The following is a 23,029-nucleotide window of genomic DNA, read 5'->3' as shown; positions in this document are numbered from 1 at the left end:
AGGAGAAGCGGCTGCCAGCATGCTGCAGGGCAACGAGCGACTGTGCCGCTCATGCGGCGCGCCGAGGCAACGGCGCGCCCAGCCGCCACCCGTTTCCGCTGCGAGGGAGTCCCACCATGCCCGTACGTGAACGCGTGAGCTTCGCCAGTGATACGGCGAAACTTACCGGTCACCTCTTTCTGCCCGATACCGCAGTCAGTGGCGACACCGCCCCGGTGCCGGGCGTCGTGGTCGCCGGCACCTGGACCAGCGTCAAGGAACAGATGGCCGACCGGTACGCCGAGCAGCTCGCCCGGCGCGGCTACGCCGCCCTGTCCTTCGACTTCACCGGATACGGCGAATCGACCGGTGAGCCACGTGACCACGAGTCGCCGGAACTGAAGGTCGCGGACCTTCGCGCCGCGGCGGACTTCCTGACCGGGCATCCCGCGGTGAACGGCGGACAACTCGGCGCATTGGGGGTGTGCGCCGGCGCGATGTACGTGAGCGCCTTCGCCGCGCAGGACGCGAGGGTCGGATCTCTCGCTCTGGTGGCGCCGTGGCTGCACGACCGTCGTATCTGCGAGGAGAACTACGGCGGTACGGCGGGCATCGAGGCGAAGAAGGCCGCGGCGGCCGAGGCCCGGCGCAGGTACGAGGAGACCGGAGAGGTCGGCTACGTGCCCGTGGTCAGCGGCAGCGACCCGGACGCGGCCATGCCCTTCGCCGTCGACTTCTATCTCAACCCTGATCGCGGCGGGATTCCGCAGTGGTCCAACCGGTTCGCCGTCATGGCCTGGTCCGGGTGGCTGGACTTCGACGCCGTCGCGATCGCGCCGACGTTGACCGCGCCTGTCCTGCTCGTCCACAGCGAGGACGGGGCCATTCCGGACGGCGCCCGCCGGTTCCACGACGGCCTCGCCGGGCCCAGGGAATTCCTGTGGACCCACGGGAGCCAGTTCGACTTCTACGACCGGTCACCCCAGGTCGGCCTGGCCGCGGACGCGGCGGCCGAGCACTTCGCCCGCACGCTGTGAGCCGGTTCTCGCGCTTGCCCGCTCATCCCCCGACAGGAGATCGCTCGCCATGCCCGAGTCCTTCGCAACCCTTGCGCCATCCCCGTCCGAAGCCAGGATCGAGGTGATCGAGACCTGCACCCGGATGGCCGTGTACGCGGACCGCCGTGCATGGGCGCTCCTGCGCGGCCTGTTCGCCGAGCAGGCGCTTCTCGACTACACCAGCCTCAACGGCGGCGAGCCGGTCCGGCTCACCCCTGAAGAGATCGTCGAGGCCTGGTCGGCGACGCTCGGAGGTTTCGACGCCACCCAGCACCTGGTCGCCAACCACCTGGTCCACATCGACGGCGAACGTGCCGTGTGCACCGCCTCCTTCCAGGCCACCCACCGGCTCGCCACCCCTCATGGGGCGCCGCTGTGGACACTCGGCGGCGACTACCGCTGGGAGCTGGCACGGGCGGACGGCCGATGGCTGATCACCTCGGTGGTGATGACGGCGACCTGGGGTGACGGCAACAAGGATCTGCCCGCACACGCGGCGGGCTGACCGCATGAACGCGCCGCACGACGGGGCTCGGTCACACCGCGGCACCGAACGTCTCAGGAGTGCCCTGATGAAACCCCTGTCCCAGCACTCCTCCTCCGCCCCGGCCCGGAGCGGACCTCTCGTGGTCCTCGGCGCCGCGATGCTGGGCTTCTTCCTCATCTCGCTGGACGCGTTGATCGTCACCGTGGCGCTGCCCGACATCGGCCGCAGCCTCGGCGTCGGCATGTCGGGCCTGCAATGGGTCGTGGACGGATACACGCTGATCTTCGCCGCCCTGATGCTCTCCGCCGGAGCCCTCTGCGACCGCATCGGGGCACGACGGGCGTACGGCGGCGGGCTGGCGCTCTTCGCGCTGGCCTCGGCCGCGTGCGGACTCACGCCCGGGCTCGGCGTGCTGGTGATCGCCCGCCTGGTGCAGGGAGCCGCGGCAGCGGTGATGATGCCGGCGTCCCTCGCCCTGATCCGCCAGAACTTCCCCGACCAGACCGAGCGCGCCCGCGCGATCGCCGTCTGGACCGTGGGCGGCGCGGTCGCGGTCGCGGCAGGACCGGTGCTCGGCGGTGCACTCGTCGCCTCCACGGGCTGGCGGTGGATCTTCTACGTCAACCTCCCGGCGAGCCTGCTGGCCTTCGCCCTGTTCACCCGCGTGCCGCCCTCCCCGCGACTGCCCGCGCGGCTGGACGTGGTCGGGCAGGTGACGACCGTGGTCGCGATGGGCGCGCTGACCTACGGCGTGATCGAGGGCGGCGAGCAGGGGTTCGGCCGGCCGCTCGTGGTGGCGTCGCTGCTGGTGGCCGTGGTCGCGGCGGCGGCCTTCCTCGCGGCGCAGGCCAGGGGCGCCCATCCGATGCTCCCGTTGCCGCTGTTCCGCTCAAGGGTCGTGGTGGTGTCCTTGGTGGTCGGCTTCATGCTCAATGCCACCTATTACGGCGGGGTGTTCGTCTTCAGCCTGTACCTCCAGCAGGAGCGCGGACAGTCGGCGCTGCACACAGGCCTGCTGTTCATCCCGATGACGGCGCTGGTCGCGGTGGTGAACCTGGCCTCGGCGCGGCTGGCCGCCCGGTTCGGCCCACGGGTGCCGATCGTCGCCGGACAACTGCTCGGTACGGCCGGGCTGGCGGCGTTGACCACGGTCGGCGCGCACACCGGGGTGGGGGCGGTGGCGGTGCTGATGGTGCCGGTCGGCCTCGGCGGGGCACTCGCGGTGCCCGCGCTGACCGCGATGCTCCTCGACGCGACGCCTCCGGACCGGGCAGGCGCCGCCTCGGCCGTGCTCAACACCGCCCGCCAGGTCGGCGGGGCGATTGCGGTGGCGGTCTTCGGCGCGCTGCTGTCCGGGGCGGACGGGTTCCTGACCGGCATGCGGTGGAGCATGCTGCTCGCGGCGGCCGGACTCCTGCTCACCGCGTGCGCGACCCTGACGCTGCCGCGGCGACAGGAAGACCTGAGGGCTCACACGGGAACGGAGCGCCGCGCCTGAGGGACGAACTCGTGGAGGGTCCGCACGAACTCCCGGAGCAGGGCGGTGTCGCCCGCGTCACGCCACATCAACGCGTAGTCGAAGGGCGGCACGTCCTCGAACGGCACATAAACCACATCGGGCCGACCGTGGTAGAGCCCCGCCCGGACGGGAGCCACCGAGGCCCCCTTGCCTGCCCCGACCAGGGCGAGGACCTCCTGCCACCCGCTGGCGATCGGACCGTGCCGGACGGGACGACCCTGCGGGGTCCGGCGCAGGAAGTGGGCGTCCAGCCAGGCGCGGGACATCCCGCCACCCATGATCAGCGGCAGCACCGCGAGATCCTCCAGCGACACCGTTTCCCTGGCCGCCAGCGGGTGGTCGGCGGGCACGACCAGGGCGCGGGGTTCGGAGAACAGGACGGGACCCACGGTGATCGCCGCGTCCTCGACGGGAAGCACGGTGATCACCAGGTCGACGTCCGCGTCCCGCAACGCCGGCAAGGCCGCGTTGTACGTCAGCTCCTGCAACTGGACGGTGCACCGGGGGCGGCGGGAATGGAACGCCTCGACGGCTCTCAGGAGGAGGGCACCGGACCACGGGGTGGTGAACCCCACGCGCAGCACCCCGCTGATCCCGGCGAAGGCCGCCGACGCGTTCTCGACGGCACGTTGGACCTCCCGGTGCGCAGGCAGCAGCTCCGCGTAGAGCTGCTCGCCGACCGAGGTGAGGGCGACATGGTGGCTGCTGCGCTCGAACAACGCGCCGCCGAGGCGGCGTTCCAGCTGCTTGATCGTCTGGCTGACCCGGCCAGGCGAGACGAGCAGACGTTCAGCGGTGCGTGTGAAGTGGAGCTCTTCGGCCAGCGCCAGAAACGTCTCGATCTCATACCGCTCCATCGGCCCCACCAACCGGTTCACCCTCCCTGAGATCGCCACCGCACGCGGCAGAGTATGGGACGCGGCCGGCCGGAACACGACCGGCCCCGATCATCGACGCCGCGAGCTTCGGACGGCGCGGACCATGACGGGGATCGCGACCAGCAGGGCGATGCCCCTGATGGCCGCCGAGACGAGGTACGGCGCGCGCAACCCGAACGTGTGCGCCACCAGACCGCCGGCCAGCGCCCCCAGCGGCATCAGCCCCCACCCCAGCATGCGGTAGACGCTGTTCACCCGTCCGAGCAGTTCGGACGGCACATGCTCCTGTCTGAGGCCGACGGTCACGATGTTCCACAGTGTGGTGACGAAACCGTTCACCGCCAGCAGGGCGCCGAGCGTGACCGCGTTCCGGCTCAGCCCGATCCCGGCGAAGACGACGACGTTGGTGACGAGCGCCGTGACCAGGGCGGGAAGCGCCCCCAGCCGCTCGACGACGCGCGCGTTGACCAGCGCGCCGAGCAGACTGCCGATCGCCGCCGACGCGAGCAGCAGACCGTAGACGCGTGCGCTGAGACCGAGCGTCTGCGTCGCCAGCAGGACCAGCATCGTGTTGGCGAGCTGACCGCAGAAGTTGTTGACGCCGAGCAGCACCGCGAGCGTCCGCAGCAGCCGGTGCCCGGCCAGCCAGCGCAGTCCGTCCGCGATCGCCTTACGCATCGGCGGATGCGCGACCCTCTGCCGGCCACGCCTCGGCAAGGTCGCCAGCAGCGCGGCGGCCAGCGCGAACAAGCCGGCCGCCAGCCCGTACGGCAGCGCCACCGCGACCCCGAAGAGCATGCTGCCGACCGGCGGCCCGGCGAACTGCAGACCGATCGTCGTGATCGCCTGCTGATGGCCGTTCGCCCGGTGCAGCAGGGGTTTGGCGACGATGTCCGGCAGGATCGCCTGCGCGGCGTTGCCGAAAACGACCGAGCACGCCCCCAGCCAGAAGGCCAGGATCGCCAGCGTGGGCACGCCCACCTGACCGAACGCGGCAAGGACCGCCACGACGCCGACCACCCCGGCCTGCAGCGCCTGTGAACGCCACAGGAGGGCGACCCGGTCGTAGCGGTCGACGAGCGCGCCGGCCGGCAGCGACAGGAGAAGCCAGGGAAGGTACGTCGCCGCGGACACGACCGACACGAGCCGGGGGTCGCTCGTGACCGCGGCGGCCAGCAGCGGAACAGCCGCCGCGAACGCCCCGTCGCCGACGGTCGCGACAGCCGTCGCCCACCGGAACCGCCAGTAGGGCCTGGACAAGCGCTCCGCATCGCTGTGTGTCATGCCAGGAGCCTCACCCCCCGCGCCGCGGCACTGACACCTTTTAGGTCAGCGCTACCGGGATGGTCCGCAGCGCTCCGGCTTTCATGCCGGGCAGCGCGTCAGATAATCGAGCATGGCCTTGACGGTTCATCTCGGCGTGGCGGAGCTGGCGGCGACGCGGTTCGCGGTCTCGCCGCTGTCGGAGACGGTGGCCTGCCTGCGCCAACTGGGTGATCGTGACCGGCACGCGATCCATCTGCCATGGCTGCGGTGGGCCCAGGAGAGCCTCGCCGAGGAGCCGCTCCACCTCTCCCACACCTGGCCGCTCATCGTCAGCGAGCGGTTGGCCTGGCCGGAGTTCCTCGTCCCCGCCCCTCGCGGCGCGGGGACGTCCATCGAGGAGGACCTCGAAGCCCTGCAACGGACTACCGCGCAGCAGGTGAGGACCAGCCTCCGGCGCGTGTTCGGCGCGCGACCGCCTGACGCCGTCGCCAGGCTCGCCGCGCGGCCTGCGGCAGGTCTGCGGGCGATCGCCGGCGAACTGCGTGCGGTGCACGATCGGCTCATCGCGCCGCACTGGTCGCGGATCAGGGCCGTACTCGACGCCGACGTCATTCATCGCGCCAAGCGGTTCGCCGCGGGCGGGGCCGAGCAGTTGTTCGCCGACCTGCACCCCGATCTGCACTGGCGCGACGGCCGGCTGGTGCTGGAGGGAGCACGCTGGCGAAGCGAGATCGTCGTGGATCGCGGTCCTGGCGGGCTGGTGCTCATGCCGGTCGCTCTCGGCTCGCCGCACGTGCTGATCAAGAAGAGGACGTCCACGCAGACCACGGTGCGCTATCCGGCGCGGGGCGCTGGGGGGTTGTGGACCATGGGAACGCGAGCGCCGTCGAGCAGCACGGTTCGCCTGCTCGGCAGGGCGCGCGCCGCGCTGCTCGAGGCACTGCGTTCTCCGGCGACCACGACGGACCTCGCCCGCGCCCTCGGCGTCACACCCAGCGCGGTGTCGCAACACCTCGGCGTGCTGCGCGCGAGCGGCCTCGTCACGCGAGAGCGGTACGGACGAAACGTCCTGTACATGACGACAGCCCTCGGCGACTCCTTGTGCGGCGCCGACGGGCCATCGCCTGCCGGATCGGTGCGGCCCTGACCCCGTCACCCGCGATCCGGCCCACCGGAATCACCGCGTTGAGCCGGGGGCGGCTTGAGCGGCTTGGACGAACTCGCGGACGCGTCGGGTGGTGTTGGTCCTCAGCCACATCGGGCCCCAGTGGATCGGCGGGGCGTCGCAGAAGGGCAGGTAGGTGATGTCGGGGCGGGGGTAGAGCCGGACGACGTTCTCGCCGACCGGGAAGACGCCGCGGCCCGCCGCGACCAGGGTGAGGGTCTCGCTGAAGCTGGCGGCGCGCGGCCCCCGCGGGATCGGCGCCCCCGACGGCGTGGCCGCCGGATTGCGGTCGCGCTGGAACGCCTCCGGCATGTCGGCCGGCACCCCGATCACCGGGTGGTCCGCCAAGGCCTCCACCGAGACCTGCCGTTCGCGGGCCAGCGGGTGTCCGGCCGCGACCGCGAGCATCCGCGGCTCGGACAGCAGGACCGGCCCGGCCACCACGTCGGGCTGGGCGGCGATGAGCAGGTCGGTGAACAGGACGTCGATGTCACCGTCGAGCAGCCGCGCGACCGCGTCGTGCCCCTGGACCTCGTGGATGTGCACCTCACAGTCGGGGTGCCGCCGGCTGAACCGCGCGACGGCCGTGAGCAGCAGTTGCCCGGCGGCGGCGCTGAGGAATCCGACCCGCAGCTCGCCGGTGACGCCGCGGCCCGCGTCGATCGCCCGGCCCACGGCGTCGTTCATCGCGGCGGCCAGCGGAGCCAGGTCGTCGGCCAGCCGCCGGCCGATCGCCGTCAGCCGCACCTGGCGGCTGGTGCGCTCGAACAGCGGCGCGCCGATCATCCGTTCGAGCTTCTTGACGGTCTGGCTGACCCGGCTGGAGGTGACCCCCACCCGCTCGGCGGTGCGCCCGAAGTGCAGTTCCTCGGCCAGGGTCAGGAGCACTTGGAGTTCGTGTCGTTCCAGCACCGTTCGGTCCGATCGCGTAGTTCAGCTAACGGATCGTAGCGCGATCGGGCGTTGATGGGCGCCGCGCAGGACGGCATCGTTGATCACATCGGCCCCGGCCGGAAGGCCGCACAGACCACGAGCACCGAGAGAGACACATGTCGTTCCAGGCGTACCTCGACAATATCGAAGACAGGACCGGGCTGACGCCGCGCGAGTTCATCGCGCTCGCCGGCGAGCGCGGCTTCGACGACCCCGCCGTCAAGGCCACCCCGATCATCGAGTGGCTCAAGCAGGACTACGGCCTGGGCCGTGGGCACGCGATGGCGCTGGTGCACGTCATCAAGAAGGGGGCGAAGATCGACGCCAAGCACGTCGGAACCTCGGGCTCCCACCGCGACGAGTCCGACGTGCTCTGGCTCGACGGGAAGCACAACCGGCCGCCCGCGTAGGGCTGCCGAGCCTGGACCTTCCGGCCGCGTGGCGGCCGGAACCGACGGCGAGGGCCGCTCGGGATCCGGCCGCCCCCGGTCTCGACCCGCGGGCAGAACCGGACGCCGTCATCTGGGCCGCGCGTGTCCTGGCGGAGGTGGCGATCGAGGAAGGATGACGCGCGACGTGCCTGCGTGGAAAGTCGCCCATAAGGCCACGTACTATGACGATCCTGTCGGAATCGCCGGCGGGCGATCCGGGTGCGCGCCCGGCGAGGCTCGCGCGTGCGTTCCAGGAGCAAATGGTGCCGTAGGTAGTGACGTTTCGCCGATCGGCGCGTAACGTGAAGGGCTGTCGGGCGGCGACCGCTGTACAGCCGCGTGCGACGACCACCCATAGGCAGCTCGGCGTATACCCGTTGTCTACATTTCGTATACATGCGGCTCTTATGGTCGTTCGCCGTGTCCAATCACCCGATTACCCTTGATCCGCCGGAGACCCCGGCACGTGGCGATTCCGTGGCTCCCGACGCGCAGGAGGAGAGCGGCGGGAGCGTCATGAGCCTGCTCGAACGGATCGGCTCCGTCTTCGTGCCGATCGGCGTGGCGCTCTACGCCGTCCTCTACATCGGCATCGAGCAGATGTACGCCATCTTCGGGGTCAACCCCCAGCAGGTGGGGGTCGACCAGTCGGTCCTGCTCGGCCGCATGATGAGCACCCTCGTCCTGCTCCTGCTGATCGCCCTCCCGCTGCTCGGCATCATCGTCGGGCTCGGCTGGCTGCTGAACAAGATCACTGGGGGCGCGACGGGCAGGCTCGTCCAGGCGATCAGGCAGCGGCCCTGGATCGCCGCGACGCTGGCGGCGCTCTGGTGCGGGGCGACCTACTGGGGGCTGTTCGACCTGTTCGGCGACCTCGACCTGTTCGTCATGGTCGCCGTCGCGGTGGGGCTCGGTGTCCTGGCCTTCCTGGTGCCGTTCCGGCTGCTGCGCCGCAAGCCGGTCGGTCGCGCGGGCACGAAGGTGATCGTCGGCGGCCTGACCGGCATCGGTCTGGGCTTCGTGCTCGTCCTCGGGCTCATCAACGGCGCGCTCGACGTGCAGGCGACCGGTCAGGCCAACGAACTCCTGGGCGCCGTCGGCTTCCAGGACCAGTGGGCCATCGTGAAGGACGCCGAGAGCGACAAGCCGCTCTACGACGGGCGCTACATGATGATGCTCGGCGAGAGCGACGGCACGTACATCCTGTACGACTGCGACAAGATGGAGACCATCCGGCGGCCGATGGAGACCACCAACCTCGGTGAGATCCAGATGGACCCCGAGCGCGAGGAGGGCTTCACCTGCGGCGGCCTCGCGGAGCAGGAACAGACCCAGTGACGTCCCGCCCCTGAAGGATCAGGGGCGGAACACACCGAGCGCGGCGCCACCCGGCCGGGCCACCTCGATGAGGCGGCCCGGCCGTCCCGTGTCCGGCGCGCTCACGGCCGGTTGGCCCGCAGGTGGGCGATGCCCATGTCGAGAGCGGCCTCCAGGTGCGTGGTCCGGCCGGTGGACAGCTGGATCAGTACGCCGCCCTGGATGCCGGAGAGCAGCGCCGCGGCCGCCTGGTCGGGGTCGAGGCTCCCGGCGACCTCGCCGACGGCCTGCATGTGCCGTACGCCGTCGGCGATCTCGGCCTGCCAGCGCTCCATCAGCTCGCTGACGACGGCCTGCGCGCCCGGCGTGCTCGCGCGCAGCTGCGACATGACGGCATGGATCGGGCAGTTGGTGCCCTGGTCGCGGTAGCGCGCGACGATCAGGTCGCGCCACCGCCGCCAGGCCTCCCAGGACGTGAGCTCGCCGAGCTGGGGCTGCTGGTCCTCCAGCACCCGGTCGGCCTCCAGGCGGGCCACGGCCAGCAGCAGTTCCTCCTTGCCGCCAGGGAAGTAGTGGAAGAGCTGGCTCTTGCTCGTGGACGTCCGGACGAGGACGTCGTCGAGCGTCGTCTCGACCACGCCGTGCTCGCGGATGTGCAGGGCCGCGCCCTCGAGTATGCGTTGCCGCGTCGCGGCCCCCTTGCGCGTCAGCCGGCGCATGACAGAACCCCCGTACTGGACTGTGGGGTCCAGTCTAGGCACCTCCGGCGGCTCGGCGGCTCCGGGGCTTCGGTAAGGTCACGACCGGGGACTTTGCGGACACCTGCGGGGGAGGAGCGCCGCGTCATGCTGCTTTTCGGGCGGAAAGCCGAGCTGAGCGCTCTGGCCGAGTTCGTCGACAGGCCCGCCGGTCGCGGCGCGCTCGTCTGCGGGGAAGCCGGGATCGGCAAGACCGCGCTCGTCGAGGCGACCGTCGCGACCGCGACGGCCGCGGGTCTGCGCGTGCTGACGACGACCGGCGTCGAGGCCGAACGACACCTCGCCTACGCCGGGCTGCACCAGCTGCTGTTCCCGATCAGGGCGGGCATCGACGCGCTGCCCGCCCCGCAGCGGGACGCACTGCGCGGCGCGCTCGGCCTCGCCGAACCGGGAGAGATCGCCCCTTACCTCGTCGGCCTCGCCACTCTCAGCCTGCTGGCCGACGCGGCCGCCGACCGTCCGCTGCTCGTCGTCGCCGAGGACGTGCACTGGCTCGACCGCGCCAGCGCCGACGCCCTCGCCTTCGTGGCGCGCCGGGTCGAGTCCGAACCCGTCGTCGTGGTCGCGACCCTGAGGGAGGACGAGCGGTCACCCGTCCAGGACGCCGGGCTGTCGACGATCTCGGTGAGCCGGCTGCCCGACGAGGCCGCGGCCCACGTCCTCGACTCCGTCGCGCCGGGCCTCGCCCCCGACGTACGGGAACGGCTCCTGCGGGAGGCCGCGGGGAACCCGCTGGCGCTGACCGAGCTGCCGGCGGCCGTCGACGAGTTCGGCCGGCTCGACCCGGCGCTGCCGCTCAGCGGACGCCTGGAGCGCGCGTTCACCGCCCGCGTCGCCGCCCTGCCCGCGCCCACCCGCACGGCCCTGCTGGTGGCCGCGCTGAACGAGAGCCCGTCGCTGCCCGAGACGCTCACCGCCACCGGCCTGGCGCTCGGCCCTGGCACCCCCGCCGTCGAGGCGCGCCTGGCCGACGCGGACACCCACGCCCTCGAGGCGGGCTTGGCCGAGCCGGACGCCCGCACCGCTGGGGCGCGCCTGGTCGAGCCGGACGTTCTCGCCCCCGCCGTCGAGGTGCGCCTGGTCGAGCTCCGCGCGGGCGCGCTCGTCTTCCGCCACCCCCTGATCCGGTCGGCCGTCCCGGCGGCCGCCTCGCTCGCCGAACGCCGGCGGGCCCACCTGGCGCTCGCCGACACGCTGGCGCAACACCCCGACCGCCGCGCGTGGCACCGCGCCGCCGCGAGCGCAGGACCGGACGAGAGCGTGGCGGCCGAACTGGAGCGCGCCGCCGACCGGGCGCTGCGCCGCGGAGGCGCCGCCGCCGCGGTCGCGGCACTGGAGCGGGCGGCCCGGCTGAGCGAGGCACGCGACGCGCAGGCCGCCCGGCTGCTGCGCGCGGCCGAGCTCGCCGTCGAGTCCGGTCGCCGCGACACCGCCGAGCGGCTCGTCCGCGACGCGCAGGCCCTCGACCTCTCACCGCGCCGGCGCGCCACCGCCGCCTGGCTGCTCAGCGGCTTCGAGGACGGCGTCCGCGAGGACGTCTCCCGCGTGGCCGAGCTGGCCGAGCTCGCCGCGTCCGTCGCCGCCGACGGGGAGACCGAACCGGCCGCGCGGATCCTCTGGGGAGCCGCCATGCGCTGCTTCTGGTCCGAGCCGGGCGCCGCCGCCCGCGAGAGGCTGCTCGCCGTCACCGACCGGCTGCCGCTGCCCGCCGACGACCCCCGCCTGGTCTCGATCAGCGCGTACGTGGCCCCGTTCGAGCGGGGCGCCGACGTGCTCGAACGGCTCCGTGCCCTGGCCGGTTCCGCCGGGGCCGACCCGGCGACCGATCGCCACCTGGGCAGCGCGGCCCTCCAGGTGGGCGCGTTCGACCTGGCGGCCCGCTTCTCGGCGGCGGCCGTGCCCGGCCTGCGTGCCCAGGGCCGGCTCGGTCTGCTCACCCGGGCGCTGGCCGTGCACGCGTACAGTCTGTGCAGGCTCGGCGACCTCGCCGCGGCCGTGCCCGCCGCGGCGGAGGCGGCGACGCTCGGCCAGGAGACGGGCCAGCCGTTCATGTACGGCCTCGCCAGGGCGGTGCAGGCGGAGATCGCCGCGCTCCGGGGCGAGCACGACGAGGCGCGGACCCTCGCCGACGAGGCAGAACGCGTCGCGCTCCCGTCCTGCGCGCGGCCGGTCCTCGCCACCGTCCAGCTCGCGCGGGGCCTCGCGGCCCTGAGCGAGGGACGCTTCGACGACGCGTTCGCCGGGCTGAGCAGGCTCCTCGACCCCGCCGACCCGGCGTACCAGGTGGCGTTGCGCGCCTACTGCGTCGCCGAGCTCGCCGAGGCCGCCGTACGCGCCGGTCAGGCCGACGTCCTGCGCGACGTCCTGTGCGACCTGGAACGCGCGGCCGCGGCCACGCCGTCGCCGGCGCTGCACATCGGGCTGCGCTACGCTCGCGCCGTGCTCGCCCCGACCGGCGAGGCCGATGAGCTGTTCGAGGCCGCGCTGCGGGCCGACCTCACCGGATGGCCGGCCGAGCGCGGACGCGTCCACCTGGCGTACGGTGAGTGGCTGCGCCGCCAGCGCCGGGTCGTCGAGTCGCGGACGCACCTGCGTACGGCGAGGGAGACCTTCGACGCGCTCGGCCTGGTCGCGTGGAGCGAGCGCGCCCGGCGCGAGCTGCGCAGTGCCGGGGAGGCGAGCCCGAACCGGGACGCCCACGCGCGGGAGAAGCTCACCCCGCACGAGCTGAGCATCGCGCAACTGGCCGCCGAGGGGCTGACGAACCGGGAGATCGGCCAGCGGCTCTACCTGTCGCACCGGACCGTCGGCACCCACCTGCACCGCATCTTCCCCAAGCTCGGGGTCAGCTCGCGCGCCGATCTCGCCCGGACGTTGCGGGCCCTGCAGGATCGGTGACACGACGAGCCCGCCACCGTGACGGTGGCGGGCTCGTCGCGGGCTCAGGCGACGGTGGCGTCGAGGGTGACCTCGACGTTGCCGCGGGTCGCCTTCGAGTACGGGCACACCTCGTGCGCCGCCTTGACCAGTACGTCGGCCGTCTCCTGGTCGATGCCGGACGCCTCCAGGTGCAGGACGGCGCTCAGCCAGAACTCGCCGAGCTCCGTGTCGTGGTGCAGGGTGACCTCCGCGACCACGGCCAGGTCGTCCAGCTTCAGCTTGCGCAGCCCGGCCACCCGGTGCACGGCGCCGGCGAAGCAGGACGCCCAGCCGGCGGCGAGCAGCTGCTCGGGGTTGGTGCCGCGGCCCGTGCCGCCGAACTGCGGCGGCAGGGCGAGGCCGAGGTCCAGCACGCCGTCGCTGGAGGTCGCCCGCCCCCCGTTGCGACCCTCCGCGGTGGAGGCGACCACGGCGGTGTACGTGATTTCAGACATGGCTTACCTGCCCCGTTCTCGGTGTTCTCACAGTGCGACCACGGTAGGAAGCGGCGGAAGGCCACGGCGACCGTCGGATGACGTCATGGGTGTACGTCACCCGCCTCCTTTATTCAGTTGATCGGACTGTGCGTTCTTCGCCAGCATGGCCGGATGCACATCGAATTTGCGCCGTTTGTCCCCGATCGCGAAGTCGACCTGCTCGTCGACTTCCTGACCGGTGACGAGTGGCTCTACCACGCGGGCGTCCAGGAGCCGGACGCGATCCGTCGCAACGCCGCCGACGGCCACTACGACGACGAGGAGAACCGGACGTTCTGGGTGCTCGCCGACGGCGAACGCGCGGGCCTGATCCGGCTGCAGGACCTCGCGGACGACACCCCCATGTTCGACCTGCGGATCCGGAGCGCGAGCCGCGGCAAGGGCCTCGGCACGGCGGCGCTGACGTGGCTGACCGACCACCTGTTCACCGAGTTCAAGGAGGTCCAGCGGATCGAGGGCACGACCCGCCAGGACAACCGGGGGATGCGAACCGTCTTCCGAAAGGCCGGATACGTCAAGGAGGCGCACTACCGCGAGTCGTGGCCCGACCGCGACGGCGTTCTGCACGACACGGTCGGCTACGCCGTGCTGCGTCGCGACTGGGAGACGGGCACGGTCACCCTCCCCGACTGGGACGACGAAGCGCGATGAGATGCCTCGTCGTCGGTGGCAGCGGTCTGCTCGGCAGCGCGCTCGTCCGCGCGTGCCTGGCCTCCGGCCACGAGGTGGCGGCCACCTACCGCACCCGGCCGGGGCAGACCGCTGACGTCGCCTGGCTGCCGCTCGACGTGCGCCGCCGCGACGACGTCGACGCGCTGGTCGCCGCCTTCCGCCCCGACGTGGTGATCAACGCCGCGTTCCGGCAGGCCGACTGGCCGACCACGGCCATGGGCCCCGCGAACGTGGCCCTCGCCGTCGCCGCGAGGGGCGGGCGGCTGGTCCACGTGTCCAGCGACGCGGTCTTCTCCGGCGCCGCGGTCCACTACGACGAGACGTGCGTCCCCGACCCGATCACCCCGTACGGCGCGGCCAAGGCGGCCGCCGAGACGGCGGTCGCCGCGATCGACCCGGCCGCGGTGATCGTCCGGACGTCCCTGATCATTGGTGACGGCGGTTCGGCGCACGAGACCCGGGTGCGCTCCCTGGCCACCGGCGCCGCGCAGGGAGTGCTGTTCACCGACGACGTCCGGTGTCCGGTGCACGTCGCGGACCTCGCCGCCGCCCTGCTCGACCTGGCCGCCTCCGGCCATCACGGCGTCCACCACGTCGCCGGTCCCGACGCGATGAGCCGCTACGAACTCGGCAGGCTCATCGCCCTGCGGGACGGACTCGACCCCGACCGCCTGCCCGCGGGCAGGCGAGCGGGCTCGGGGGTGCCGGGGCCGCTCGACGTGCGCCTGGAGTGCGGCATGACGCGGGGGCGCCTGCGTACCAGAGTGCGCGGCGCCCGCGAGTTCCTGGTCTAGGAGGCGACCTGCGCGTTCGCCGTCTCGATGAAACGGCCCACGGACGCGCGCGGGTCACCCGAACGCACCAGCGCCTCGCCGACGAGGACCACGTCGGCGCCCCAGCGCCGGTACTCCGCGACGTCCTGCGGGCCCGCGACGCCCGACTCCGCCACCCGTACGGCGCCCTCGGGCATGAGCGGCGCGAGGCGCGCGAACACCGACCGGTCGACGTCCAGGGTCGTCAGGTCACGGGCGTTGACGCCGAGCAGGGTCGCGCCCGCGTCGACCGCCCGTTCGAGCTCGTCGGCGGTGTGCGACTCCACGAGCGGCGTCAGCCCGACCTCCCGGCACAACCCCATCAGGTCGGCGAGCAGGCTCCCGTCGAGCGACACGACCATGAGCAGCGCCAGGTCGGCCCCGTGCGCCCGCGCCTCCCACACCTGGTACGGGTCGACGATGAAGTCTTTCCGCAGGACCGGCACCTCGACGCGGGCGCGCACGGCGTCGAGGTCGGCGAGGGAACCGCCGAAGCGCCGCCGCTCGGTGAGCACGCTGACGGCCGCCGCCCCGCCCGCCGCGTACTCGGCGGCCAGCGACGCGGGGTCGGGGATGTCGGCGAGGTCGCCCTTGCTCGGGCTCCTGCGCTTCACCTCGGCGATGATCGACACCCCGGGCTCCAGGAAGGCGGGCATCGGATCGAGCGCGGGCGGCGCGTCCGCCGCCCGCGCCCGCAGCTCCGCGAGCGGAGTCTCGCTCCTGCGCCGCTCGAGATCCTCGCGTACGCCCTCCAGGATGGCGTCAAGAACGCTCATGCCCCCGTCTCCTCACTCACCCGGAACAGGTTTCTGACCTGGCCACTCTAGTCGCGCCCCTGCTCAGAGGGTGTACGGCGCTCGTGGCGCGACCGTGCCAGCCGGTAGGCCGTGCGCAGCAGCTCGCGGAGCGCCTCGCCGGTGCGCGGGCCCGGGTTCACCACCGCCAGCCAGCCGAGGGAGCCGTAGACGGGGTGCGCGATCACCGTGTCGACGGCGCCGGGGTCCTCCCCGGCGAGTGCGGGATCGCGCGGGGCGCGCCGGGCCCACCGGACGAACGCCTCCTTCCCGGCGGCGACGTTCACCCGGTAGGCACCGGGACGGTCCAGGCCGGACGCCTCGTCGCCGGGATAGTTCTTGGTCACGACGGTGGCGAAGGGCTGCCCGGTCTCCGGGACCACGCCGTCGGGCGAGTAGTAGAAGAACGCGTCGCCCCAGGCGAGTTCCGGAGAGCCGTCGCCCGGGCCCGGCGCGAGGGTGAGCACGCCGTCGAGCCCGCCCACGAAGGTGATGATCTCGTCCTTGGTCATGTGCTCAAGCGTTCCATTAAGGTGCTTGTGGAGACTTCGAGGCGAGAACAGTGGGGTTTCATGGTGTCAGGTCTCCAATCAGGTGTCCTGCGTACGGTCGACGTCGCGCGGCGCGCCGGATACTCCGTCCAGCAGATCCGCGACCTCGAACACGACGGCGTGCTGCCGCCCGCGACGCGCACCGCCACGGGCCACCGCCGCTACGAGGAGATCCACGTGCAGTCGGCGCTCGCCTACGGGGCCTTCGCGGCGGGCGCCGGCCCGGCCGAGGCCAGGAGGATCGTCCGCGCCGCCCACGGGCCTCCCGTCTCCCGCGCGCTGGCGCTGCTCGACGCGGCGCACGCCCGGCTGCACATGGAGCGGGCCGAGCTGAGGCAGGCGAAACAGGCCGCCGAGGCGATCGGCGGCGAGCCGATCGAGGACGTCCGCGCGTCGGACGCGATGAGCGTCTCCGAGCTGGCCGCCGCCCTCGGCGTACGCCCGTCGACGTTGCGGCACTGGGACGCCGAGCAGCTCGTCGTCCCCGACCGCGACCCGGTGCGCGGCGCCCGGCGCTACACCCCCGCCCAGGTACGCGACGCACGGATCGTCCACCAGCTGCGCCAGGCGGGCTACCGCATCGAACCCCTGCGCGCTCTCGTGCCGGAACTGCGCCGCGCCCGCCGTCCCGAGGAGATCATCGCGGCACTGGCCGCCAGAGACACCGAGGTGGAAACCCGCTCCCGGGCCCTCCTGGAGGGTGCCGCGGCCCTCAACGCCGTGCTCGCACTGTCATCAGCCCCTTGACGCGTGGGAAGTCAGCGCCTGTCGAGCGCCGCGCGGAGCCCGTACCAGCCGATGACCGCGAGGAGCACGACCTGCAGCACGTACGCGGACGCGGCGACGTACGGGCCGGCCGGCAGGGCGGCGGACACGACGATGTACACGATGCCCGCGACGGACAGCCGACGCGGCACCGCGACCGGATCGGTTAGCCGTCCTGACCCGCCAGCCGGAGCGCGAGCAGGGCGGCCACCGTCGCGGCTCCGGCACCTCCGGCGGTCATGGGCAGGAGCCGGTCCGTGAACGGCGGCCGGGCGACGACAGCCATCCTGATCCCCCTCAGCCTCGTCCTGCGGTCAGGGGCGCGGAACCGGCGCGAGGCCCTGCCGCCTCTCACTTCGTAGTCGGAAATTGTGGGGGCGTGTTACTTCGTGGATCACCCGGGGTCCTGGCGGCGTCGGTAGTCTCTTTGCGCACGCAAAGTGCCGATGGCGAGCAGCGTCACCGAGATGACGGCGCTGCCCAGGACCGCCCACGGCAGGACGTCGGCGGTGCCCGCGACGAGGATGGCCACGCCTGCCGCGGCCGGTGCCAGCCCGCTCGAGATGACCCAGGGCGCGGCCTTCCAGTGGACGTGCTCCCAGGCTGCCCTGTCGGACATGGTCAGCGGGGTACGCAGCCCGGCTACCGCGTTCTGTCTCAGTAACCGCCGGCGCCCGAGTTCGCCCAGCACGACGAGCAGTAATCCGCCGGCGATGAGTATCACGGCCACCACGGACAATTCCTGTGCGGCCGTAAGGGAACCATGATCTGAGGGCATAGGAGAGCCGTTTCCCGTCGGGGTCACCCACAACCCGAATATCCCCGGGTGAAAACCGGTCTTTCCACATTCGACGTCCGGTACAGGGAGGGTAAAGGTGACCGTGATGCCACGGACATCCCCTATTCGCATGCCGCGGATTTCCGGTTTCCTGTTGCTATTGTCGGCGAGCACGTCAGCAGCGGTGACGACATGGCGGAGGGACACCTTGGGAGCGCTTCGACGGCTTTGCGCGTGGGGGACACGAGCCGCGGCCGCGGTCGTGCTGGTGGCGAATGCGTTTTCCGCGGCTCCTGCCGCCGCTGACACCCCGAAGGACAGCGGCAACATGTGGAAGAGCGGAAACTACCGGGGCAAGGGCCGCCAGGTGAACAGCGGGAACTTCACCAACGGCAACGCCTCCGTGAACAGCAACAACACCAAGAGCGGCGCGAATTACGCCAACGGTTCCCAGTGCATCATCGAACGCCGGGCCGTGGCCAAGCGCACCTGCTGACCGTCCTCACAGCTTCCGGCTCCGGTAGGTGGCCCGCAGTTCGATCAGTTTCTCCCTGGCCACCTCGTCGAGGGCGCGGCGCCGGTCAGGGTCCTCCTCCCAGGTGGCCTCCGCGCACAGGACCCTGGCCGCCTCGTGCGGCTCGGCGTCGCGCACCACGTACCGGACGGTGTCGCCACAGCAGTGGCGGTCGTGATCGCGGCGCAGCACCGTGACGATGCCGGAGACGAGGATCTGCCTGGTCCACGGGTTCCTGGCGAGAACCTGCCGATCGACGGTCAGCCCGTCGTCCATGAGCTCGCCGCCGAGCAGGTCGTCCTCCCACCGCCACACACGGCGGCTGACACCCGGTGGTACGTACCAGGCGTCGCGGCCCTCGATCGGCACGGAGTACGTAGGGGTGCCGTCGCGGCACAACTCCTTGGCGATGCGCTCGCCGTCGGCGCGCTCGCGCAGCTCGTCCTCGCCCAGGTCGCGCCTGGACGACCAGTCCCGCCACGCCTGCTCGGCGTGGTAGCGGTCGATCAGCGGATCCTTGAACCGCCGCCCCGCACGCGCCCGCGGCGGGGTGCGGGAGGCCAGGCGGGGGTCCGGACGCAGCGACGCCCAATCGGCCGCCGTCGAGACCGGCACCGGCACCGGCCGCCGCGACGGCGGCTGCACGAGCTGTTCCGGTTCGAGGTCGATCGAGTAGTACAGCACGCCGCGCGCGATGTAGGAGAACGGCGCCGCGTGCGCGATCGGGTCGAAGACGTCGCGGATCGGCCAGAACCTCAGCAGCCACGTCTCCGCGCACGTTCCGGTGGCATGCCCGTCGCCCGGCTCGGGCTCCCGCAGGTACATCCGGACGCCGTACTCGAAGTACGGTGGCCCGATCAGGAAGTCGTGCCCCTTGCCGTCCGTCTTCGCCATCGCGACCACGCCGTTCTCGGCGACGAACACCGTCGAGCTGACCGGCGTCCACGAGGCGTTCGCGGGGTCGGGCTCGGCGTCCCATGCCTCCAGCCGTACGGCGCAGTGGAAGTGGTACATCTCGTCGGTGGGGGAGCGCCACGCCGGCAGGTCGGTGCCCTCCAGCGCGAACGTGTTGTACTCGACGTAGATCTCGTCGTCGAGCCGCCGCAGCAACTGTGCCATGTCAACGCCTTCGCCCTGTTGGTGATCTTCCGGTGGAGTATGGCCTGCCGCACCGACAATCCGGTCAGGTGCGGGGGATCAGGCGGGCGAGCTGGGCGGCGTTGACCTGAGCGTGGTGCCCGTGCAGGCGGACGACGGTGTTCTCCGCCGGCAGCGTAGGAGGAGGAGTCCACCTCGACCAGCGCCGTCCCCACGAGAACGGCGCCCCTACCCCGACCGTAGGGTGTTATGGATAGCCCTAAATCAGGGTTTATGGCGGTTATGGGCGGATAGAGGCATCGCGACCGGTTCTTGCCTTCAACAGCGAGGGGACGCAGCCGGTCCTGCACAGCGGGAAGCACTCGTGCACTCCGAACCCTTTCCCCCCGCCGTGGCGGCGGACAACCCGCCGCTGTCGATCGCCACGCAGGTCGACGGCCCGAGCACCGTACGCCTGTTCGTGAGCGGCGACCTCGAGACGTGCACGGCCCGCCTGCTGCACGCGGCCGTCCTGGACGCGCTGCGCCGCTACCGGCCGGTCGACATCTTCGCCGACCTGTGGGAGGTCGAGTTCTTCGACGTACGCGGGGTGCGCACGCTGCTGGCCTGCCAGGCCGACGCCGCACAGGTGGGCTGCGAGTTCACCGTGGTGCACCCGAGCCCCAGAGTGACGTCCGTCCTGGCGGCCATGGGCATGCAGGAGACGTTCGGCCTGAGCGCGCCGGGCGTGGTGAAGCCGTGCGCGTCGACGTGACGGCGTCATGGCCGGCGGCGGCTCAGCTCACCGGTGTCGACCAGGTGCTGCGCGATGTCGGCCAGCCGGGTGTTGGTCTGCTGGCTGGCGCGTACGAGCAGCGCGAACGCCTGCTCGGCGGTCACCCGGTGACGTTCCATGAGGATGCCCTTGGCCTGGCCGATCAGGTCGCGCATCGCCACGGCTCTGACCAGGTGTTCCTCGTGCTGCGCCCCCGACATCGCCACCGCGGCGTGCGCGGCGAACAGCAGGCCCACGTGCTCGGACTCGTCGTCGAAAGCGCCCACCTCACGTGAGTACAGGTTCAGCGCCCCCAGGATGTCGCGCCGTACGTACAGCTGGAACGACAGCATGCTCATGATCCGCAGCTCGATGGCCCGCCGGGCGAACAGCGGCCAGCGCCGCTCGGCGGTCATGTCCGGCAGGCGCACGGTCCGGCGCTCGTGGACGGCGTCCAGGCAGTCGAGGCAGGGGCCTTCGCCCACGTCGTACTGGGCCTGGTCGACGAGGCGCACCACCTCGGCGGTGACGGCCCGCGTGTCGACGTGCCGGCGGCCCTCCACGACCATGAGGCCCGCGTACCGGGTGCCCGGGACCGTGTCGACGGCGGCGGCGACGATCCCGTCGAGCGTCTCCTGGACGCCCGGCTCCTCCCGCAGCGTGCGGGCCAGTTCGGTGAGCGTGACGGCCAGGTCGTCGTGGCGCGCGTGGCCGTCAGCCGCCGGCCGGTCGGTCTCGCCGTCGTGAGCCATGCTCGCCCCCGATCGCCTCGTCTCGCCCACCCCACCCCATGCCCACCGGACGGCGGTTAGGCCTTCGGCTGCTGGGAGATCCGCACCATGTTGCCCGACGGGTCGCGGAACGCGCAGTCGCGCACCCCCCACGGCTGGTCGATGGGCTCCTGCAGCACCTCGGCGCCCGACGCCTGCACCCTGTCGAACGTCGCCTCGAGATCGTCCGTACGGAACACGACCATGGAAAGGACGCCCTTGGTGAGCAGTTCCTGGACCGCGTCGCCGTCGGCCTGCGACCGGCCGGCGTGCGGGTCGGAGAGCACCAGCTCGGGGACCTGGAGGCCGGGGAAGCCGAGGGTCACCCAGCGGGACCCGCCGGAGCCGACGTCGTTGCGTACGTCGAGGCCGAGCGCGTCGCGGTAGAAGGCGAGCGCCTCGTCGACGTCGTTGACGGTGATATGGCAGTACTGAAGTGCGATGGTCATACGGCCAACGCTAGGCGGCGGCTCCGCGCCGCGCTTCTCCGATCCTGCTCGGCTCGCGCCTGACCGGGCGGGTGCGCGTCCTGGCCACGCACGGCGGCATCGCCGCCTCGGCGGGGTGCTCGCCCGCGCGGTAGGCGCTCGGCGTCTCGCCGACCAGCTCGGTGAAGCGCGAGCTGAACGACCCGAGCGAGGTACAGCCGACCGCCATGCACGCGTCGGTCACGCTCATGCCCGCGCGCAGCAGCGCCATCGCCCGCTCGATGCGGCGGGTCATCAGGTAGTTGTACGGCGTCTCGCCGTAGGCCGCCTTGAACTGCCGCGAGAAGTGGGCCGGCGACATGAGCGCGTGGCGCGCCATCGTCGGCACGTCGAGCGGGCGTGCGTACTCGCGGTCGATCAGGTCGCGCGCCCGCCGCAGGTGCGTGAGGGTGGCGAGCTCGTGCGGCGTCATGAGGGGCATGCTACCGTCGCGCCCCGACAAAACGCGCCGGCGCAAGCCCCTGACCTGCGCGAACGGGCCGCCCCCGGTCGGTGGTGGACCGACGCTCGGGGGAACGGGCCGGCCCGTTCTGCGCTCAGCGGGTGGTGTGCGCGCCGCCGTTCACGTGGATGGTCTGGCCGGTGATGTGCCGGGCGCCGGGGGAGGCGAGGAAGAAGACGGTGTGGGCGATGTCGTCGGGCGTGCCCGGCCGTTTGACGAGCGTCTCCGCCACTTTCTCGCGGTGGCGTTCCTCGGTCATCGCGTCGCCGAAGAAGTTGGTGCCGACGACGTAGCCGGAGGAGATGACGTTGCAGGTGACGTCCCGCGGGCCCAGCGTGGCGGCCAGCGAGGCGCTCCAGGCGGCGAGGGCGGCCTTCGCGGCGCCGTACGACCCGCCGCGGCGCTCGGCGCCGATCGACCCGATGCTGACGACCGCGCCTCCAGGGGCGAGCCGCTCGCTGACGGCGGCCGTGGTCAGGACGGCGGTCAGCACGTTCAGCGAGACGCTCGACAGCCACTCCTCGGCCAGTGTCTCCAGCGGCGGCGCCCCGGCGTCCGGCGTGGCGGGAAGGCCACCCGCGACGTTGACCAGCACGTCGAGCGGGCCGCTCAGCTCGCCGGCCAGGGCGGCGACCTCGTCGGGCCGGGTGGCGTCACAGACGATCCCGCGCACCCCGAGGTCCTTGGCAGCGGGCTCGACGGTGCCGGCGCGGCGGCCGGTGATGACGACGTCGGCCCCGTCGGCGGCGAAACGCGCGGCGACGGCCCTGCCGATGCCGCTGGTGCCCCCGGTGACGAGTACGGTTCTGCTCACGTTCACTCCATGCGGCTACTCTGTTTAGGCCTAAACATAGCGGAGGGTTCCCGGATGTCCAACACCACTCCCGCGGAGATCGCGGCCGCCTGGCAGCGTGAACGGCCCGGCACGCCGACCGAGTCCATCGAGATCGTGACGCCGATCTGGCAGCTGGCCAAGCTGTTCGCCGACGACCGCGCCCGCGTCCTGCGCGCGGCCGGGATCGACGCGGCCACGCTCGACCTGCTGTCCGTGATCCGCCGCTCCGGCCCTCCTTACCGGCTGACCACCCGCGAGCTGGCCCGGCGCACGCTCGTGACGGCCGGGGCGATCTCCCAGCGCGTGGCCAGGGCCGAGCGCGAGGGGCTGATCCGGCGGAGCCCCGGCGAGACCGGGCGCAAGAGCGTCGTGGTGTCGTTGACCGACGAGGGGCACGCGCTCATCGAAGGGTCGGTCGACTCGGTGCTCGGGCGCGAGGCGTCGCTGGTCGCCGGGCTGTCCGCGGACGAGAAGGCCACGCTCGCGCGACTGCTGGCGAAACTGACCGCCGACGTCCGGCGCAGGACCTCGGCCGCCGACGGCTCGTGA

General features: G+C 72.3%; 27 protein-coding genes. 13 read left to right on the top strand and 14 right to left on the bottom strand.

Annotation, left to right across the window (positions count from 1 at the left end; translation table 11 throughout):
* Positions 1–116 precede the first annotated feature (116 nt).
* From BLR04_RS27610 to BLR04_RS27600, 3 genes are all read left to right on the top strand, one after another.
* Entirely contained in the window at positions 117–1,016 is a 900-nt protein-coding gene (locus BLR04_RS27610; RefSeq protein ID WP_090770640.1) for an alpha/beta hydrolase, read from the top strand.
* A 49-nt stretch (positions 1,017–1,065) separates the two neighbouring features.
* Complete coding sequence (locus BLR04_RS27605) at positions 1,066–1,542, top strand: nuclear transport factor 2 family protein (protein WP_090770638.1); 477 nt, start codon at positions 1,066–1,068, stop codon at positions 1,540–1,542.
* A 67-nt stretch (positions 1,543–1,609) separates the two neighbouring features.
* Positions 1,610–3,022 carry an MFS transporter gene (locus BLR04_RS27600; RefSeq protein ID WP_090770636.1) on the top strand — a complete coding sequence of 471 codons (1,413 nt, stop codon included), beginning with the start codon at positions 1,610–1,612 and terminating at the stop codon, positions 3,020–3,022.
* On the opposite strand, the gene BLR04_RS27595 is transcribed toward BLR04_RS27600, so the two are convergent.
* Together BLR04_RS27595 and BLR04_RS27590 are read right to left on the bottom strand one after the other, a co-directional pair.
* On the bottom strand, positions 2,995–3,900 hold the full coding sequence (locus BLR04_RS27595) for a LysR family transcriptional regulator (RefSeq protein ID WP_090770634.1): 906 nt from the start codon (positions 3,898–3,900) through the stop codon (positions 2,995–2,997). The two genes, BLR04_RS27600 and BLR04_RS27595, sit on opposite strands and share 28 nt — an antisense overlap.
* Positions 3,901–3,990: 90 nt before the next feature.
* Complete coding sequence (locus BLR04_RS27590; protein WP_090770632.1) at positions 3,991–5,205, bottom strand: MFS transporter; 1,215 nt, start codon at positions 5,203–5,205, stop codon at positions 3,991–3,993.
* Positions 5,206–5,317: 112 nt separating this feature from the next.
* Between BLR04_RS27590 and BLR04_RS27585 the strand changes: the two genes are divergently transcribed.
* On the top strand, positions 5,318–6,334 hold the full coding sequence (locus BLR04_RS27585) for an ArsR/SmtB family transcription factor (RefSeq protein ID WP_176903313.1): 1,017 nt from the start codon (positions 5,318–5,320) through the stop codon (positions 6,332–6,334).
* Between the two features lie 30 nt (positions 6,335–6,364).
* Here the strand turns inward: BLR04_RS27585 and BLR04_RS27580 are convergent, their stop codons facing one another.
* Positions 6,365–7,240, bottom strand: a complete 876-nt coding sequence (locus tag BLR04_RS27580; protein WP_245740595.1) for a LysR family transcriptional regulator — start codon at positions 7,238–7,240, stop codon at positions 6,365–6,367.
* A gap of 161 nt (positions 7,241–7,401) precedes the next feature.
* Here BLR04_RS27580 and BLR04_RS27575 point away from each other — a divergent pair, with 161 nt between their 5' ends.
* Together BLR04_RS27575 and BLR04_RS27570 are read left to right on the top strand one after the other, a co-directional pair.
* A complete protein-coding gene (locus BLR04_RS27575; protein ID WP_090770626.1) occupies positions 7,402–7,695 on the top strand; it encodes a DUF4287 domain-containing protein in 294 nt (97 codons plus the stop codon).
* Between the two features lie 498 nt (positions 7,696–8,193).
* A complete protein-coding gene (locus BLR04_RS27570; RefSeq protein ID WP_245740593.1) occupies positions 8,194–9,054 on the top strand; it encodes a hypothetical protein in 861 nt (286 codons plus the stop codon).
* A 101-nt stretch (positions 9,055–9,155) separates the two neighbouring features.
* Here the strand turns inward: BLR04_RS27570 and BLR04_RS27565 are convergent, their stop codons facing one another.
* Positions 9,156–9,752: a TetR/AcrR family transcriptional regulator gene (locus tag BLR04_RS27565; protein ID WP_090770624.1), complete on the bottom strand. Its 597-nt coding sequence runs from the start codon at positions 9,750–9,752 to the stop codon at positions 9,156–9,158.
* Positions 9,753–9,878: 126 nt separating this feature from the next.
* On the opposite strand from BLR04_RS27565, the gene BLR04_RS27560 reads away from it, so the two are divergent.
* Positions 9,879–12,689, top strand: a complete 2,811-nt coding sequence (locus BLR04_RS27560) for an ATP-binding protein (protein WP_090770622.1) — start codon at positions 9,879–9,881, stop codon at positions 12,687–12,689.
* A gap of 44 nt (positions 12,690–12,733) precedes the next feature.
* Here BLR04_RS27560 and BLR04_RS27555 read toward each other — a convergent pair whose 3' ends face one another.
* Positions 12,734–13,165 (bottom strand): Ohr family peroxiredoxin, encoded by a 432-nt coding sequence (locus BLR04_RS27555; RefSeq protein WP_090770619.1) that lies wholly within the window; start codon positions 13,163–13,165, stop codon positions 12,734–12,736.
* Positions 13,166–13,318: 153 nt separating this feature from the next.
* Between BLR04_RS27555 and BLR04_RS27550 the strand changes: the two genes are divergently transcribed.
* Positions 13,319–13,858 carry a GNAT family N-acetyltransferase gene (locus BLR04_RS27550; protein ID WP_090770616.1) on the top strand — a complete coding sequence of 180 codons (540 nt, stop codon included), beginning with the start codon at positions 13,319–13,321 and terminating at the stop codon, positions 13,856–13,858.
* Complete coding sequence (locus BLR04_RS27545; protein ID WP_090770614.1) at positions 13,855–14,673, top strand: SDR family oxidoreductase; 819 nt, start codon at positions 13,855–13,857, stop codon at positions 14,671–14,673. The genes BLR04_RS27550 and BLR04_RS27545 overlap by 4 nt, the downstream gene beginning before the upstream one ends.
* Here BLR04_RS27545 and trpC read toward each other — a convergent pair.
* Together trpC and BLR04_RS27535 are read right to left on the bottom strand one after the other, a co-directional pair.
* Complete coding sequence (trpC, locus tag BLR04_RS27540) at positions 14,670–15,467, bottom strand: indole-3-glycerol phosphate synthase TrpC (protein ID WP_090770612.1); 798 nt, start codon at positions 15,465–15,467, stop codon at positions 14,670–14,672. The two genes, BLR04_RS27545 and trpC, sit on opposite strands and share 4 nt — an antisense overlap.
* 47 nt (positions 15,468–15,514) lie before the next feature.
* Positions 15,515–15,997, bottom strand: a complete 483-nt coding sequence (locus BLR04_RS27535; protein WP_090770610.1) for a DUF6194 family protein — start codon at positions 15,995–15,997, stop codon at positions 15,515–15,517.
* A gap of 60 nt (positions 15,998–16,057) precedes the next feature.
* Between BLR04_RS27535 and BLR04_RS27530 the strand changes: the two genes are divergently transcribed.
* A complete protein-coding gene (locus tag BLR04_RS27530) occupies positions 16,058–16,783 on the top strand; it encodes a MerR family transcriptional regulator (protein ID WP_176903312.1) in 726 nt (241 codons plus the stop codon).
* Positions 16,784–16,794: 11 nt separating this feature from the next.
* Here the strand turns inward: BLR04_RS27530 and BLR04_RS40940 are convergent, their stop codons facing one another.
* Complete coding sequence (locus BLR04_RS40940; protein WP_176903311.1) at positions 16,795–16,953, bottom strand: hypothetical protein; 159 nt, start codon at positions 16,951–16,953, stop codon at positions 16,795–16,797.
* A 242-nt stretch (positions 16,954–17,195) separates the two neighbouring features.
* On the bottom strand, positions 17,196–17,534 hold the full coding sequence (locus tag BLR04_RS40935) for an SdpI family protein (protein WP_176903310.1): 339 nt from the start codon (positions 17,532–17,534) through the stop codon (positions 17,196–17,198).
* Positions 17,535–17,709: 175 nt separating this feature from the next.
* Here BLR04_RS40935 and BLR04_RS40930 point away from each other — a divergent pair, with 175 nt between their 5' ends.
* Positions 17,710–18,075: a hypothetical protein gene (locus tag BLR04_RS40930; RefSeq protein WP_176903309.1), complete on the top strand. Its 366-nt coding sequence runs from the start codon at positions 17,710–17,712 to the stop codon at positions 18,073–18,075.
* A 6-nt stretch (positions 18,076–18,081) separates the two neighbouring features.
* Here the strand turns inward: BLR04_RS40930 and BLR04_RS27520 are convergent, their stop codons facing one another.
* Positions 18,082–19,212, bottom strand: a complete 1,131-nt coding sequence (locus BLR04_RS27520) for a hypothetical protein (protein WP_143022234.1) — start codon at positions 19,210–19,212, stop codon at positions 18,082–18,084.
* A 343-nt stretch (positions 19,213–19,555) separates the two neighbouring features.
* Between BLR04_RS27520 and BLR04_RS40925 the strand changes: the two genes are divergently transcribed.
* The gene (locus BLR04_RS40925) at positions 19,556–19,945 is read left to right on the top strand and encodes an STAS domain-containing protein (protein ID WP_176903308.1); all 390 of its coding nucleotides are present in this window, start codon (positions 19,556–19,558) and stop codon (positions 19,943–19,945) included.
* Positions 19,946–19,950: 5 nt separating this feature from the next.
* Here BLR04_RS40925 and BLR04_RS27510 read toward each other — a convergent pair whose 3' ends face one another.
* The 4 genes from BLR04_RS27510 to BLR04_RS27495 all read right to left on the bottom strand — a co-directional run bounded on the left by BLR04_RS27510 (position 19,951) and on the right by BLR04_RS27495 (position 22,459).
* Positions 19,951–20,697 carry a GAF and ANTAR domain-containing protein gene (locus BLR04_RS27510; protein WP_090770603.1) on the bottom strand — a complete coding sequence of 249 codons (747 nt, stop codon included), beginning with the start codon at positions 20,695–20,697 and terminating at the stop codon, positions 19,951–19,953.
* A 56-nt stretch (positions 20,698–20,753) separates the two neighbouring features.
* Positions 20,754–21,164, bottom strand: a complete 411-nt coding sequence (locus BLR04_RS27505) for a VOC family protein (RefSeq protein ID WP_090770601.1) — start codon at positions 21,162–21,164, stop codon at positions 20,754–20,756.
* A gap of 10 nt (positions 21,165–21,174) precedes the next feature.
* Positions 21,175–21,615 carry a helix-turn-helix transcriptional regulator gene (locus tag BLR04_RS27500; protein ID WP_090770600.1) on the bottom strand — a complete coding sequence of 147 codons (441 nt, stop codon included), beginning with the start codon at positions 21,613–21,615 and terminating at the stop codon, positions 21,175–21,177.
* 124 nt (positions 21,616–21,739) lie between these two features.
* Complete coding sequence (locus tag BLR04_RS27495; protein ID WP_090770598.1) at positions 21,740–22,459, bottom strand: SDR family NAD(P)-dependent oxidoreductase; 720 nt, start codon at positions 22,457–22,459, stop codon at positions 21,740–21,742.
* Between the two features lie 54 nt (positions 22,460–22,513).
* Here BLR04_RS27495 and BLR04_RS27490 point away from each other — a divergent pair, with 54 nt between their 5' ends.
* A complete protein-coding gene (locus tag BLR04_RS27490) occupies positions 22,514–23,029 on the top strand; it encodes a MarR family winged helix-turn-helix transcriptional regulator (protein ID WP_218129200.1) in 516 nt (171 codons plus the stop codon).

It is taken from the genome of Nonomuraea maritima (assembly GCF_900100395.1).
Classification (GTDB): domain Bacteria; phylum Actinomycetota; class Actinomycetes; order Streptosporangiales; family Streptosporangiaceae; genus Nonomuraea; species Nonomuraea maritima.
Note: the sequence above shows the minus strand (reverse complement) of the source record. Positions and strands in the feature narration are given on the sequence as shown.

What these genes read in the sequence shown, in the direction of transcription:
- BLR04_RS27605 (WP_090770638.1), top strand. Translation starts at nt 1,066, where the DNA reads ATGCCCGAGTCCTTCGCAACCCTTGCGCCATCCCCGTCCGAAGCCAGG.
- BLR04_RS27590 (WP_090770632.1), bottom strand. Translation starts at nt 5,205, where the DNA reads ATGACACACAGCGATGCGGAGCGCTTGTCCAGGCCCTACTGGCGGTTC.
- BLR04_RS27565 (WP_090770624.1), bottom strand. Translation starts at nt 9,752, where the DNA reads ATGCGCCGGCTGACGCGCAAGGGGGCCGCGACGCGGCAACGCATACTC.
- BLR04_RS40930 (WP_176903309.1), top strand. Translation starts at nt 17,710, where the DNA reads ATGCCGCGGATTTCCGGTTTCCTGTTGCTATTGTCGGCGAGCACGTCA.
- BLR04_RS27530 (WP_176903312.1), top strand. Translation starts at nt 16,058, where the DNA reads ATGGTGTCAGGTCTCCAATCAGGTGTCCTGCGTACGGTCGACGTCGCG.
- BLR04_RS27520 (WP_143022234.1), bottom strand. Translation starts at nt 19,212, where the DNA reads ATGGCACAGTTGCTGCGGCGGCTCGACGACGAGATCTACGTCGAGTAC.
- BLR04_RS27505 (WP_090770601.1), bottom strand. Translation starts at nt 21,164, where the DNA reads ATGACCATCGCACTTCAGTACTGCCATATCACCGTCAACGACGTCGAC.
- trpC (WP_090770612.1), bottom strand. Translation starts at nt 15,467, where the DNA reads ATGAGCGTTCTTGACGCCATCCTGGAGGGCGTACGCGAGGATCTCGAG.
- BLR04_RS27500 (WP_090770600.1), bottom strand. Translation starts at nt 21,615, where the DNA reads ATGACGCCGCACGAGCTCGCCACCCTCACGCACCTGCGGCGGGCGCGC.
- BLR04_RS27595 (WP_090770634.1), bottom strand. Translation starts at nt 3,900, where the DNA reads ATGGAGCGGTATGAGATCGAGACGTTTCTGGCGCTGGCCGAAGAGCTC.
- BLR04_RS27550 (WP_090770616.1), top strand. Translation starts at nt 13,319, where the DNA reads ATGCACATCGAATTTGCGCCGTTTGTCCCCGATCGCGAAGTCGACCTG.
- BLR04_RS27575 (WP_090770626.1), top strand. Translation starts at nt 7,402, where the DNA reads ATGTCGTTCCAGGCGTACCTCGACAATATCGAAGACAGGACCGGGCTG.
- BLR04_RS27510 (WP_090770603.1), bottom strand. Translation starts at nt 20,697, where the DNA reads ATGGCTCACGACGGCGAGACCGACCGGCCGGCGGCTGACGGCCACGCG.
- BLR04_RS27555 (WP_090770619.1), bottom strand. Translation starts at nt 13,165, where the DNA reads ATGTCTGAAATCACGTACACCGCCGTGGTCGCCTCCACCGCGGAGGGT.
- BLR04_RS27600 (WP_090770636.1), top strand. Translation starts at nt 1,610, where the DNA reads ATGAAACCCCTGTCCCAGCACTCCTCCTCCGCCCCGGCCCGGAGCGGA.
- BLR04_RS27585 (WP_176903313.1), top strand. Translation starts at nt 5,318, where the DNA reads ATGGCCTTGACGGTTCATCTCGGCGTGGCGGAGCTGGCGGCGACGCGG.
- BLR04_RS27490 (WP_218129200.1), top strand. Translation starts at nt 22,514, where the DNA reads ATGTCCAACACCACTCCCGCGGAGATCGCGGCCGCCTGGCAGCGTGAA.
- BLR04_RS27545 (WP_090770614.1), top strand. Translation starts at nt 13,855, where the DNA reads ATGAGATGCCTCGTCGTCGGTGGCAGCGGTCTGCTCGGCAGCGCGCTC.
- BLR04_RS27610 (WP_090770640.1), top strand. Translation starts at nt 117, where the DNA reads ATGCCCGTACGTGAACGCGTGAGCTTCGCCAGTGATACGGCGAAACTT.
- BLR04_RS27560 (WP_090770622.1), top strand. Translation starts at nt 9,879, where the DNA reads ATGCTGCTTTTCGGGCGGAAAGCCGAGCTGAGCGCTCTGGCCGAGTTC.
- BLR04_RS27535 (WP_090770610.1), bottom strand. Translation starts at nt 15,997, where the DNA reads ATGACCAAGGACGAGATCATCACCTTCGTGGGCGGGCTCGACGGCGTG.